The 14,252-nt window shown below is 40.4% G+C and carries 11 protein-coding genes and 1 tRNA gene; 3 read left to right on the top strand and 9 right to left on the bottom strand.

The genetic code is table 11. The features are described 5' to 3' along the window. Positions 1–135: 135 nt before the first annotated feature. The 7 genes from thrS to ispE all read right to left on the bottom strand — a co-directional run bounded on the left by thrS (position 136) and on the right by ispE (position 9,591). Entirely contained in the window at positions 136–2,076 is a 1,941-nt protein-coding gene (thrS, locus tag PJIAN_RS12410) for a threonine--tRNA ligase (protein ID WP_068705516.1), read from the bottom strand. A 212-nt stretch (positions 2,077–2,288) separates the two neighbouring features. Further along, positions 2,289–2,362: transfer RNA gene (locus PJIAN_RS12415), tRNA-Thr, on the bottom strand. 243 nt (positions 2,363–2,605) lie between these two features. Continuing rightward, positions 2,606–3,673, bottom strand: a complete 1,068-nt coding sequence (pdxA, locus tag PJIAN_RS12420; RefSeq protein ID WP_068705518.1) for a 4-hydroxythreonine-4-phosphate dehydrogenase PdxA — start codon at positions 3,671–3,673, stop codon at positions 2,606–2,608. 44 nt (positions 3,674–3,717) lie between these two features. Further along, the gene (gene rlmN, locus PJIAN_RS12425; protein ID WP_068705520.1) at positions 3,718–4,752 is read right to left on the bottom strand and encodes a dual-specificity RNA methyltransferase RlmN; all 1,035 of its coding nucleotides are present in this window, start codon (positions 4,750–4,752) and stop codon (positions 3,718–3,720) included. A gap of 97 nt (positions 4,753–4,849) precedes the next feature. Further along, complete coding sequence (locus PJIAN_RS12430; RefSeq protein WP_153802564.1) at positions 4,850–6,061, bottom strand: tetratricopeptide repeat protein; 1,212 nt, start codon at positions 6,059–6,061, stop codon at positions 4,850–4,852. 39 nt (positions 6,062–6,100) lie between these two features. Then, positions 6,101–8,653 carry a DNA gyrase subunit A gene (gene gyrA, locus PJIAN_RS12435; protein WP_068705524.1) on the bottom strand — a complete coding sequence of 851 codons (2,553 nt, stop codon included), beginning with the start codon at positions 8,651–8,653 and terminating at the stop codon, positions 6,101–6,103. A gap of 131 nt (positions 8,654–8,784) precedes the next feature. Further along, the gene (gene ispE, locus PJIAN_RS12440) at positions 8,785–9,591 is read right to left on the bottom strand and encodes a 4-(cytidine 5'-diphospho)-2-C-methyl-D-erythritol kinase (protein ID WP_068705526.1); all 807 of its coding nucleotides are present in this window, start codon (positions 9,589–9,591) and stop codon (positions 8,785–8,787) included. Positions 9,592–9,760: 169 nt separating this feature from the next. On the opposite strand from ispE, the gene dnaB reads away from it, so the two are divergent. Then, on the top strand, positions 9,761–11,308 hold the full coding sequence (gene dnaB / locus PJIAN_RS12445) for a replicative DNA helicase (RefSeq protein WP_068705528.1): 1,548 nt from the start codon (positions 9,761–9,763) through the stop codon (positions 11,306–11,308). A 34-nt stretch (positions 11,309–11,342) separates the two neighbouring features. On the opposite strand, the gene PJIAN_RS12450 is transcribed toward dnaB, so the two are convergent. Continuing rightward, entirely contained in the window at positions 11,343–12,080 is a 738-nt protein-coding gene (locus PJIAN_RS12450; RefSeq protein WP_068705531.1) for a biotin--[acetyl-CoA-carboxylase] ligase, read from the bottom strand. Between the two features lie 433 nt (positions 12,081–12,513). On the opposite strand from PJIAN_RS12450, the gene PJIAN_RS12455 reads away from it, so the two are divergent. After that, positions 12,514–12,753, top strand: a complete 240-nt coding sequence (locus tag PJIAN_RS12455; RefSeq protein WP_068705533.1) for a hypothetical protein — start codon at positions 12,514–12,516, stop codon at positions 12,751–12,753. 6 nt (positions 12,754–12,759) lie between these two features. Next, positions 12,760–13,119, top strand: a complete 360-nt coding sequence (locus PJIAN_RS12460; RefSeq protein ID WP_068705535.1) for a hypothetical protein — start codon at positions 12,760–12,762, stop codon at positions 13,117–13,119. A gap of 48 nt (positions 13,120–13,167) precedes the next feature. On the opposite strand, the gene PJIAN_RS12465 is transcribed toward PJIAN_RS12460, so the two are convergent. Then, positions 13,168–14,247 carry an alginate O-acetyltransferase AlgX-related protein gene (locus PJIAN_RS12465; RefSeq protein ID WP_068705537.1) on the bottom strand — a complete coding sequence of 360 codons (1,080 nt, stop codon included), beginning with the start codon at positions 14,245–14,247 and terminating at the stop codon, positions 13,168–13,170. Positions 14,248–14,252 lie beyond the last annotated feature (5 nt).

Consider the following 14,252-nt stretch of genomic DNA (forward strand, 5'->3'; position numbering starts at 1 on the left):
GTTTAGTTATACCGGCACAAACTCCCACAAATATATAAATTTATTCCACTGATTATGAGCAAAAAACAACAAAAAAAGCGTCGCAACTCAAATTATTAGAGTCGCGACGCCTATTCAGTTATCTTTCAGTATAAATTAATATACATTCATCATTTTAGCAACTTCGGTATTAATCATTGCTGCAAATTCTTCGGGCGTCATTGTTCCCTTATCACCTTCGCCTTGCTTACGAACGGCAACTACTCCAGTTTCCATTTCCTTTTCGCCAACAACTAATAAATAAGGGATACGTTTCAACTCGTTATCACGGATTTTACGTCCTATTTTTTCATTACGGTCATCTACCGTCACGCGAACATCCTGCAAGAAGAGTTCTTTAGCAACTTTACGGGCATAATCGTTGAATTTTTCACTGATTGGCAATACTACCACCTGATCAGGAGTCAACCACAATGGGAATTTACCAGCTGTATGTTCTATTAATACTGCAACAAAACGTTCCATTGAGCCGAACGGTGCACGGTGTATCATCACAGGACGATGCTTTTGGTTATCTTCGCCGGTATATTCCAGTTCAAAACGTTCAGGCAGGTTGTAATCCACCTGAATGGTTCCTAACTGCCAACGACGACCGATAGCATCTTTCACCATAAAGTCAAGTTTTGGGCCATAGAACGCAGCTTCACCAAGTTCCACTTTAGCCTTCAACCCTTTTTCTTCGCAAGCCTCAATAATAGCACGTTCCGCTTTGTCCCAATTTTCGTCCGAACCAATATATTTTTCTCTGTTGTTCGGATCGCGCAAAGATATCTGAGCCTCAAAGTTTTTGAAATCCAAAGCATTGAAAATGATAAAAATAATATCCATTACTTTCAAAAATTCGTCTTTCAACTGATCGGGACGGCAGAAAAGGTGAGCATCATCCTGAGTAAAACTCCGTACACGGGTAAGACCATGCAATTCACCACTTTGCTCGTAGCGATATACGGTACCGAATTCAGCAAAACGCAAAGGAAGATCTTTATAAGAACGCGGTTTGAACTTGTAAACTTCACAGTGGTGAGGGCAGTTCATCGGCTTCAACAGATACTCTTCTCCTTCTTCCGGAGTATGTATGGGTTGGAATGAATCTTTTCCATATTTTGCGTAGTGACCAGAAGTAACATACAGCTGTTTGTTTCCAATATGCGGAGTAATAACCTGTTGGTAATCGAAACGACGTTGGATTTGTTTCAGGAAGTCTTCCAGACGAAGACGCAAAGCTGTACCGCGTGGTAACCAAAGAGGCAACCCTTTTCCTACTGTTTCTGAGAACATGAATAATTCCAGTTCCTTACCGATTTTACGGTGATCGCGTTTTTTAGCTTCTTCCAAAAGAACCAGATATTCATCCAGCATTTTCTTTTTCGGGAAAGTAATACCGTAGATACGAGTCAACTGTTTACGTTTTTCGTCTCCACGCCAGTATGCACCTGCAACACTCAGCAACTTAATAGCTTTAATTTCGCCGGTATTTGGCAAGTGCGGACCACGGCACAAATCGGTAAAATCACCCTGAGAATACAACGTGATAGTACCATCAGCTAGGTCGCTGATAAGTTCTGTTTTATACTCGTCTCCTTTGTCATTGAAAAGTTGAAGGGCATCACCTTTAGAGATATCTTTACGAACGATAGCCTCTTTTTTAGCTGCCAATTCAATCATTTTTGCCTCAATAGCAGGAAGATCATTTTCTTTAATAACTGTTTCACCCGGATCGACATCATAGTAGAAACCGTTTTCGATAGCCGGACCTATTCCGAACTTAATGCCCGGATAAAGAGCCTGCAAAGCTTCTGCCATCAAGTGAGCTGAAGAGTGCCAGAAAGCGTGTTTACCCTCTTCATCATCCCACTTATGCAATTTAATAGAAGCATCCGCTTCAATAGGACGGGTGAGATCCCAAATTTGTTCGTTTACACTAATGGCCAACACCTCTTGAGCCAAACGAGAGCTGATACTTTCAGCTAATTGTTGTCCGGTAATGCCTTTTTCAAACTGGCGAACCGAACCGTCGGGAAATGTGATATTAATCATGTTTTTTGAACCTTACAAATGGTTTTTATTTAATGATGCAAAGATACTTTTTTATTATTTGCAGAGCAAAGAACAATGCTCAAAGAATACAGATAATCAGCCTAATTTCTGATAAAATTGATCTTCAGAAAGCAAATATCATTTCATCCTTGCTATTTAGCTACTTTATCACAAAAAAAGCCGTTCATTACGAACGGCTTTTTATCAATTTGAGCCTCTTGTCGGATTCGAACCAACGACCCCGAGATTACAAATCACGTGCTCTGGCCAACTGAGCTAAAGAGGCAGGTGGGTAAGCTAACTACATCGCACCGCTACAACCAAATACCCTTGCTGCGATCAAGCCCTGGGGGATTCAAAGGGAGCTGGTCGTATAGGACTTACCCGCTGCAAAGGTACAAATTTTTGCCAGTTTGCCAAACAAGAGACGCCTTTTTTCTATATTTTGTATTGCAAAAACAAGTAGTTATTTCAGAATCAACCCTTTAAAATTAACATTCCAGCAGGCATCTGAAATTTTTAAATACTATCATTCAGAGTAGCCATTTTGCTCTACATCCTGCTTTTTCAGCGGATTAGCAAATGCTTCCTGATAGTTCTTCCGGTTTTTACAAACATCATACGCAAGGAATAAAGCATGACGGAAAGACGATTCAGAAGCAATATTTTGCCCTGCAATTTCGTAAGCAGTGCCATGCGCCGGCGATGTGCGAATAACAGGCAGACCCGCTGTAAAATTCACTCCGTTTTCCATTGCAAGGGTTTTGAAAGGAGCAAGTCCCTGATCGTGATACATAGCAAGAACTGCATCGTAGTTCCTGAATGCCCCCGAGCCATACAATCCATCGGCAGAAAGAGGACCCACACACACTATACCTCTATCAGCACATCTTTTCAGAGCCGGTATTATCACATCCTGTTCTTCTGTTCCAATTACGCCATTATCGCCCGAATGGGGATTAAGTCCCAAAACAGCGATACGGGGACGTGTAATGCCAAAATCTTCTTTCAGGCTTTGATTCAACACCCGGAGCTTTTCGATGATCAGATCCTGTGTTATTGCAGCCGGCACTTTTGAAATAGGAATATGTCCTGTCACAACAGCCACACGAGCAATCTCACTAACAAGCAACATCAGAGCTTTACCCTGATTGATAAATGTTTTTTCGAGGTATTCAGTATGTCCCGGAAAAGAGAATTGAGCCGATTGTATGTTACTTTTATTGATGGGAGCAGTGACAATAGCATCAATTTTTCCGGCTGCCAAGTCGCGTGTAGCTGCTTCCAAAGCAGCAAATGCGGCCTGACCTGCCATTTCTGTTGAACGCCCAAGTTCCACTTTTATATCTTCCGAACAACAATTTATGATATACACTTTACGTCCTACGGCATCTTTTACATCGTTGATAGTCGTCAGACCAAGGTGTTCAATATTTAACGTTTTACGGTAATAGGACGCTACTTTCGGCGAACCATAAATTACCGGTGTACAAAATTCGAAAACATGGTTTTCAAGTAAGGTCTTAAGAATAACTTCATAGCCGATACCATTAATATCGCCATGTGTTATCCCGATAATCATCTTTTTTTCTTCCATTGTATATCAGTTCAAAGTTTCAAGTTCAAAAAATCGGCAATGCCTTAAATCTCATTTTCCGGAGACTGTTTACTGCTGGATAACATTCCACATGCAGCAAGAATATCTTCTCCCCTGGATCGACGTATCGTTGTAGTAATACCATTTTCAGTCAAATAATCACGCAAGAACACCATCCGTTCATTATCAGCACCTTTTAAGTCCACATTTGGGATAGCATGAAAACGTATCAGGTTTACCCTACAAGGAATTCCCTTCAGGATACGAACCAATTCACGCGCATGACGCATTGAATCATTCAGATGGTCAAAGACAATATATTCAAAAGAAACACGGCGCTGATGCCTGAAATCATATTTTTTGACTATCTCCAGCACCTTTTCAATTGGATAGGCTTTCTGAGCCGGCATCAATTCGAGTCGTTCCTTGTCAAAAGGCGAATGTAAACTAATGGCCAGATGACACTGCGAATGTTCCAAAAACTGCTTCATTCCGGGAATCAGGCCAATGGTTGAAACCGTAATCCGGCGGGGGCTCCATGCATATCCCCAGGGCGCAGTCAGTATTTCAAGGGCTTTCAACACCTCCAACGTATTATCAAAGGGTTCTCCCATTCCCATAAAAACGAGATTGGTCAATTGATCGCTCTCCGGAATAGAGAATATCTGATTCACAATTTCATTGGCAGTAAGATTGCCCGAAAAACCTTGCTTTCCCGTTTGACAAAAGAGACAATTCATTTTACAACCAACCTGTGAAGAAACACACAAAGTTGCCCGGTCATCATCCGGAATAAAAACACTCTCTATAAAATTACCGTTTGACGTCTCAAAAAGATACTTTTTTGTACCATCCTGAGAAATTGACACTTCAGCAGGTTCTTTTCTCCCAACTTCGTATTTAAGAGAAAGCGCATCACGCTTTGCCACAGACAAATTTGTCATTTGCTGAATATCCGTCACCTTCTTCACATACAACCAATCGGCCATTTGCTTCGAAGTAAAAGCGGGCATGCCATTAACAGAAGCTACCTCTTTCAATTGTTCCAGGGTTTTCCCCAGTAGTGTTTCTTTTACCATTCCTTGTGTTTATTCTTGCAAAGATAGTAAACAAAGCGGAGAATGAAAAAAGGCCATCTCCTAAGAGACGGCCTTCTAGTTGAAAAAGTAATTGTTGTTATTCTTTGTTCAATGCTTCATATTCAGCGTTCATTTGCAAACGATAGTAAATACGTTTCAAATCGCCTTTCAATTCTGCATCTTTAGGATTCATTTCATAGGCTTTTTTGAAATACGGCAATGATTCTTTGAACAAACCTTGAGCTTCGTCCTGTTTTTTCTTTACCACTACCATATCTTTAATATCATTAGATTCCTGCAAAATAGCAGCAGCTTTATTGTAATACATACGTGCAATAGCATTTTCTGCTTCTGCATAGTCCGGTTTCAACTGGATAGCTTTTTCAAAAGCAGCTTTAGCTCCTTCGTAGTCCTTGCTTTCTTCTTTCAAACGACCACTTACAAAGTGATACTGAGCTACGTTAGGTTCTTTAGCAATAGCCTGGTTCAGATACTCCAAAGCTTCTTTGTTTTTACCTGAGTAGATAAAATTATTGATAAGATTTTGCAGGAAGAAAGGTTCAGCAGGATATTTATCAAAACCTTCTTTCAAAATCGTCATATATTTTACTGTATCTTTCTTTGCAAAATATTGTTGATAAAGAAGTTCATAAACATTCTTTGTTTCATAATTATCACTCATCAGGCTTTCCAGACGTTTGATAGAACCTAAAGTGTCACCGGCATTGATAGACGCAATCGCAGCGTAATATTTCACCATCTTGTAGGTAGAATCTTTCTTCAGTTCATTTGCTTTGAAAGCAGGAAAATCAGGGATTGCAAGGTATGTATCAAAAGCTTTTACCACACCGGCAAAATCTTTCTTATCAAACAAATTACTCCCGTAACGAATCAACTGACCATCAGTATAATATGTTTGCAAAAAGGATTTGATATCTTTTGAGAACTGAGGTTTAACTTTACCTTTTTCGTTCGGCTTTTGATCAAAGTCATATGCTTTCTGGAAATAGCTAAATGCTTTCACAATGCTGGAACCTGCAATCTCCTGATCAAACGGCTGTTTCAACAATTCTTTCTTGTACTCTTTAGAGTTCATTTCGTTGTAAACATAACCGGCAGTGTACCATGTTTCTGCAAGATCTTTTGTTGTAGGATCAGCCAAAGCAGCTTCGATAGCAGCTACTGCTGATTTAAAGTCCGGAGTATCGGCTGTGGCGTCACGCTTTGCTTTGGTAACGTTAGCCTTCTGTGCAAATGCGCTGCAGGTAAAACCGGCAATAAGCATTACAGATAAAAATAGTTTTTTCATAACAAGGTTTTTTGAGAGTTTAACTTATTTGAGATTTTTTCAATTTGACTCTTCCTGAGTGCTTTGGTTTATTTCCTCATTTAATTCAATAGGTTCTGCCGGAATTTCTTCGTCTGGTTCTGACTGAACTTTACAAACAGATGCAATTTCGTCGTTCCGTTTGTCAAGATTAATCAGGCGAACACCCTGTGTTGCACGACCCATTACGCGAATATCGGCCATCTTCACGCGAATTGTAATTCCCGATTTATTGATAATCATCAAATCATTATCATCCGTAACATTCTTGATTGTCACCAATTTACCGGTTTTTTCGCTAATGTTCATTGTTTTTACACCCTTACCGCCACGGTTAGTGACACGATAAACAGCTTCTACATTACCATTTTCGTCCACTTCGTCCAACAAGGTACGTTTACCATATCCTTTTTCGGAGACAACTAAAACAGTTTCATTTGCAGGGTCTTTAATACAAACCATTCCAACAACGGCATCATCATCGTCATCCAGAGCCATTCCCCGAACGCCGGTTGCTGTTCGACCCATCTCGCGAACTTTCGTTTCATTAAAACGAATAGCACGACCATTACGATTAGCCATAACAACTTCTGACTTGCCATCTGTCAAACGAACCTGGATTACTTCATCGTCTTCACGAATAGTGATAGCATTAACACCATTCGAACGTGGACGAGAATAAGCTTCCAGACTGGTTTTCTTAATAACGCCCTGTTTAGTACAGAATACAAGATAGTGCGATTGTGTAAATTCCGGATCGTCAAGTTGCTTGATGCGTATAAAGGCATTTACTTTATCATCAGACTCTATATTGAGAAGATTCTGAATAGCACGCCCCTTAGAGTTTTTAGTACCTTCCGGTATTTCATATACTTTCAACCAGTAGCAACGTCCTTTTTGTGTAAAGAAAAGCATATAATTATGCATGGACGCCGGATAGATTGATTCGATAAAATCTTCATCTCGGGAATCGCTGCCTTTTGAGCCTACCCCACCACGGTTTTGAGCTCTAAACTCGCTTAACGGAGTCCGTTTGATGTAACCCAAATGAGAAATTGTGATGATCATTTCATCATCAGAATAAAAATCTTCAGGATTGAACTCTTCAGAAGCATAAACAATTTGAGTACGACGCTCGTCTCCGTATTTGTTTTTGATTTCTGTTAGTTCATCCACGATAATTCTCATCCGGTGCTCTTTATTTTCAAGAATATCCTTCAGGTCAGCAATTAATGCCTGAATATCTTTGTATTCGGCATGTAATTTATCCTGCTCAAGACCTGTAAGTTGTCTTAAACGCATTTCAACAATGGCACGCGATTGTATTTCACTTAAAGAGAAACGTTCCATCAAACTTGTGCGAGCTTCGTCGGGTGTTTTCGACCCACGGATAATTGCAATTACTTCGTCGATATTATCGCTTGCAATAATCAAGCCCTCAAGAATATGTGCACGTTTTTCAGCTTCGGCAAGTTCAAATTGTGTACGACGCACAACCACTTCGTGACGATGCTCTACAAAATATGTTATCAATTGCTTTAATGAAAGCGTGCGCGGACGGCCATGTACCAGTGCAATATTATTGACACTGAAAGAAGATTGTAATGCCGAATATTTGAACAATTTGTTGAGAACAACATTGGAATTGGCATCGCGTTTAATATCTACCACGATACGCATACCTTCACGGTCGCTTTCGTCATTAATATTGGAGATACCCTCTATCTTTTTATCTTCCACCATGTCGGCAATAGCTTTAATAAGCTCGGCCTTGTTCACCATGTATGGAATTTCTGTGACCACGATCTTTTCACGCCCATTTGCTTCGGCTTCGATTTCCACTTTCGAACGGATCACTATACGTCCACGACCGGTTTCGAACGCTTCTCGCACACCGGCATAACCGTAAATGATACCTCCGGTTGGAAAATCGGGAGCTTTTACATATTTAATAAGCTCGTCAATAGTAATCTCATTATTATCAATATATGCAATAGTAGCATCGATGATTTCCGATAAATTATGAGGTGGCATATTGGTAGCCATACCAACGGCAATACCCGAAGCTCCATTAACTAAAAGGTTAGGTATACGTGTTGGTAATACAGTCGGTTCCTGAAGAGATTCGTCGAAGTTTGGTTGAAAATTAACCGTATTCTTATCAATATCGACAAGCATTTCTTCAGCAATCTTTTGCAAACGACACTCAGTATAACGCATAGCTGCTGGTGAGTCACCGTCTACAGATCCAAAGTTACCCTGACCGTCAACCATCATATAACGCATGGACCATGACTGAGCAAGACGAACCATAGCAAAGTAGACAGAAGAGTCGCCATGCGGGTGGTACTTACCCAAAACTTCACCGACAATTCTCGCTGATTTTTTATATGGCTTGTTGGCATTCACACCCAACTCGTTCATGGCATACAAAATACGGCGGTGAACCGGCTTAAAGCCATCTCTAACATCGGGTAAGGCACGCGAAACAATCACAGACATCGAATAATCGATGTATGATGATTTCATTTCCTCCTCGATATTAACTTTTATAATTCTATCGTTATCAATCATTTAAAATGCAAAATTTGATTTTATTCACTCTGCTTCAAAAAGCGCACTAAGTTACACTTTTTTGTACGTACCGCCAAACCTTTAGGATTTATTTATTAACAATCTAATCGTTTTGAAACCCTTATTTTGCCTCATTTTAATTCTCTCCAGATGGCACAATTGCGTAAGCTTAACTCCGGTCTGATATCAGGCGGGAAAATACCATACAACGAAGAACCGGAACCAGACATTGATGCATAAAGAGCTCCTTGCTTGTAAAGAAGAGCTTTCAAATCGTTCAATTCCGGATGCTTAGCAAAAACAGATTGTTCAAAATCATTTACCACAACATCTTTCCATTCTTCAACAGGCAAAACAATCAATGTTTTAAGAGACTCCTCCGGTTTATGAGGCTTCACGTTAGAATAGGCTTCTGCTGTTGGCACTGCAACATCCGGTTTAATGACAACAAAATGATTTTGTCCCAGATTTACATCGACCGGCTCAAGAATATCTCCTATGCCGGTAGCAAAAACCGGACGGTTATAAATAAAAAAAGGACAGTCAGCTCCCAATCGAACTGCATAACTTGCCAGTTCATCCTCCGAGACATGCAGTTCGTAAAATTTATTCAACAACGATAACATGAAAGCACCGTCAGCAGAACCACCACCCAATCCTGCTCCAAATGGAATGTTTTTCTGCAGAGAAACAGACAACTCTCCGATCTCATAATCCTCACGCAACAAACGAAGCGCTTTCATGACCAGATTTTTCTCCGGGTCTCCGTCAATTGCAATACCTGAAATCGTCAGACTAGTTGCATCCGAAGGCACTATTTCCAGTGCATCTTTCCATCCTATCGGGTAAAAAATTGTTTCAATATTATGGTAGCCATCCGGTCGTTTTTCTACGATATTCAGACCGAGGTTTATTTTGGCATTCGGGAAAGTAATCATGAGTATTTTGTATAAATAGTGTACAAAAATAACCAACAGTTCTATGCCTGCAAAATAAAATTTTCACCAAGTCGAAAGTTATCAACACCCGTTCAAAACTATTTACGCCAAACTATATTCCCTGACTAAGATTTTTCGTAATTTTGAACCCCAATTTTGAAACTAAAGAATGGAAACTAACACAAAGAATTCTAGAAGAAAAGCTCATTCCAATAACTTTATCCCGACTGCAAATGAATACGGAAAACTCCCGCCACAGGCTGTCGAGCTGGAAGAAGACGTGTTGGGAGCCATTATGCTTGAAAAGGATGCCTACTCTATTGTAAGCGATATTTTGCGTCCGGAATGTTTTTACAAAGACACACATGTTAAAATATTTACCGCAATAGTCGACCTTGCCATTAAGCAGGAACCGATAGACATGCACACCGTTACCGAGCAATTGCGAAAGAACGGTCAACTGGACGAAGTAGGCGGAGCGTACTACATCACTATGCTGACGGCGAAAGTGGCTTCAGCAGCACACATCGAATTTCACGCCCGCATTATTGCACAAAAATATCTTGCCCGTGAATTAATTCGCGTTTCAAGCGAAATCCAAAGCAAAGCTTTTGACGAACGCACCGACGTAGACGACCTGATGCAGGAAGCCGAAGGGATGCTTTTCAAAGTGTCACAACAGAATGTCAAGAAAGATGTTGTCCAAATCAATCCTGTTATTGATGAAGCAATCAAACGTATTCAGGCCGCAGCAAATCGTCCTGAAGGATTAAGTGGCGTGCAAACAGGTTTCCATGCCCTCGATAAAGTGACTTCCGGATGGCAACGCTCCGACCTTATCATCATTGCTGCACGTCCTGCTATGGGTAAAACGGCGTTCGTCCTTTCGATGACAAAAAATATGGCTGTTGACTACAACACTCCGGTAGCAATGTTTTCGTTGGAAATGTCCAACGTTCAGCTGGTAAACCGTTTACTAATGAACGTTTGTGAAATTGAAGGTGAAAAGATAAAGAACGGCCAGTTGGCTCCTTACGAATGGGAACAACTTGACTACCGTCTTAAAAAGCTAATCGATGCTCCGATTTATCTGGACGATACGCCAAGCTTATCTGTATTCGAACTCCGAACAAAGGCTCGTCGATTGGTAAAAGAGCACAACGTCAAAATTCTGCTCATTGACTACTTGCAGCTTATGAATGCAAGTGGAATGAACTTCGGTAGCCGCGAGCAGGAAGTAAGTATGATTTCGCGTTCATTAAAAGGACTTGCCAAAGAGCTGGACATTCCGATCATTGCGCTTTCGCAGTTGAATCGTAGTGTGGAAGGACGTGCCGGAAATGAAGGTAAGCGTCCTCAGTTGTCCGACTTGCGTGAATCGGGAGCTATTGAACAGGATGCGGATATGGTTTGTTTCATCCACCGTCCCGAATATTACAAGATAACGGAAGATGCCCAGGGAAATTCACTGTTGGGTATTGCTGAAATTATCATTGCCAAACACCGTAATGGTGCAACCGACGACGTACAACTCCGGTTCAAAGGACAGTACGCCAAGTTTATGAATCGTGACGACGAAGAACAGGACGAATATAAAGGATTCGTATCAAAAATCAGCAACGAAGATTCATTCAATCAACAAGCAGCACCTGCTATGCCTGATTTCCCGACACCACCTCCATTTTTAAGCGGGTCAGGCAACGATGTTCCTTTCTGATAATCTATTCATTCCATAAAAAAAGCATTGTCCATTACAGGACAATGCTCACTTCCTTAAAGGCGAAGGTTCGTTGCGTTCCCTTCTCTGTTTGCAACACCAAATGCCCACTTGGCAGAACATCCTCAATACTGGCCTTAAAGATTTCATCATTTGCCCGATATTCATGCAAGCCGTCGTGACGGTAAAGTGCAGTCTTATAATCTTCATCAAAGCAATTCAATTCCTCCCGCAACAGCTGAATATAGAGCATATAGATACGCTTTACAATCCGCTTCAAAAGATCTTCTCTATCGTATGTTTTACCCGTTATTTGCCTTAGAGAAACAGGATTAGGAGCATTACTCACAAAAGATTCCTGATTAACGTTCAGTCCAATTCCAATCACACAATATTGAATATTGGAACCGCACAAGTCATTCTCAATCAGGATTCCCGCAATTTTTTTATTCCGCCAGTAAATATCATTAGGCCATTTAATAAAAACGTCGTCGATTTCTTCTTTCAATACACCAGCGACAGCCAGCGATACCATTTTAGACAGTACAAATTGTTGGTTAGCTTCAATACTACTCGGAAACAGCAACATACTGAACAATAAATTTTCACCATCTTCCGATTCCCATACATTGCCCACTTGTCCCCGACCTTTGGTCTGATAATCGGCGCTCACTACCATACCTTCCGACAATTGTTCCCGGCTAGAAACGAGCAACTCCCGAAGATAGTTGTTAGTTGAAACAGTTTCCCGAAGGCGAATAATATTGAACATTTGCAATTCTTTTTATCTCAATTAATTTCAGTTATAACAAGTAAACATGAACATTGCTCATTTTACCGAACACAAATATAGAAATTATTACTCCGCATTATCACGTAAAAGATTATAACAAAATTAGAAATGAAGTTAAATGAAGATTTATACGATTTTCAACCATTAAACACAACTTGCTTATTCAGTAAACTTTTGAGCTTGTAAAACTTCAAGGAAGCCTTCAAACGCAATTATTATTCGGTTTTAGAAACATAAGACAGATACAACATACCATTATGTAAAAAATGGACGCAAGAACATACAAAATTGTAGGCTTCTTATTTATTCACACTGCCCAATACAAACAAATATCATTGATATTAAGCACAATATATCGTCTGGCACAACAATTGCATCTGATTTAAAGTACTGAAACGAAATTATTCTAGTTATGTCTCTTCAAAATGCTTTAATTTTCATTCGGAATGTAAACAAACACGCTCCTTTGCGGAAAGCGTGCTACAAATGTCGTTCTAAGGCAGATCTTCTTGAACTGCTTCACAACGAAGGTATCGGTTTTACCGAAATTGAATTTGAAGAAGCTGTTACCATGTCGTTATTCAAATGTCAGACCTATGACGAAGCTGACGAGGTAAAACAAACAGAATTATGGTTCCATTTATTTGCTTAAACTATTATGACAACAGAAATGATGAGTGAAGCTGCATTATTGCCTGAAGATAAAATCGAGTTCTACGAACTTGAAAAAGTTCGGTTTGTCGTTAAAGACGGAACCGGACTTGATATTGCATACGCTTACGAAGATTTGGTATTTTCCGACCATGCATTGTTCATCATCCAATTTGACGGACAATCAACGAATAGCTGGAATTGTTGGTTCAATCACGAATGCAATGCTCCCGACAGGCTTGCTCTGTTGCGATCATTGGCAACATCGGCTAATCTAAACAATGTACAGCTTACATACAAAGGCACTTATGAAATCACCCAACCTGAAGGCAAAGAAGAAATTATTGTAAAATTCACCGAAATATAAAGCTTCTTCATTGAAAAAAAACCAGCGAAAACGCACAATTTTCAATGATCACAGCTTCTTGGTATTCAAATATTTTTTCACCTCACTTGCAACAAGTTGTGCTGCATATCCGTTCCAGTGCGAATCATCGGAATGATACAGTAAAGAACCTTTACTGCGTTCATAATTGTAAAGAGGAAGCACATTTAGAGTCGTTATGCCCTCGTTCTTAAGAAGAGAATCAAGCCGGAATAAAAAATCCGGCTGCGTTGGGAATGGCACCAGATCGTAATAAACTGTTTCTTTGTTTGGCATTGGCAAGAACAAGAATTCGATTTGTTGAGAGTCGCAATATTTCTTGTAAGAAACCAACGCTTTGGTTACAGATTTCAGCCGTGCATCAGCTTTTGCCACCGACTTTTTCCCCTGCAAAAACAACATGTGATGATCTACCGGTGAGACCAGTCCTCTCCCCTGCTGCTTATTAATACGAGCCTGTGCCCAACGGATATTATAAAAACGAGTCAGCCGATCGTAAAAAGCATCAAAACCAGTCAATCCATATAATTTTCGCTTCACATTATACGAAGCGGTATTGAGATCAAAAGGCCGACTCATCTCTCCGGTTACTGGCTTCGGCACATTACGTTCCACCATCGAAAAGATAAGTAATTTTGGTTTATGCATGATACCGTTTTGAATCAGATAAATCATATCGTCAAGCGTGGAAGGTGCCATACTATATATCCGTAATTTTCCTCCGGTCAGGTTCATTAAGCGTGCTGTCAAGGTCTCATCCTGACTCAAGCCGGTACCTGCCACAAATGAATCGCCAATAATCAGCACATCCGGGTTTGCTATAAAATGATCATTTCGGAACCCCCACTCGTCTGTTTTCCACACTACTTTTTTATTCACAGCTTCTCCCGTATGGTGTCCCAAATCTCCCTGTTCGGTCATATCGAGCGTTGTATTCGGATAAAACGGTCCCACGCGTGGAATCTGGCTCGAATAGAGCAAGCTCTCCCAAAGTCGGTAAGTAAAGAAATTTGGAGGCAAAACAAAGGCCTCTGTGATCCAGAAAAGCAGTATAGGAGAAGTAAACAGTAGAAACTTCTTCAGGAAACGTTTCATTTGCGGCTGCATCATATACT

Source organism: Paludibacter jiangxiensis, assembly GCF_001618385.1.
Classification (GTDB): domain Bacteria; phylum Bacteroidota; class Bacteroidia; order Bacteroidales; family Paludibacteraceae; genus Microbacter; species Microbacter jiangxiensis.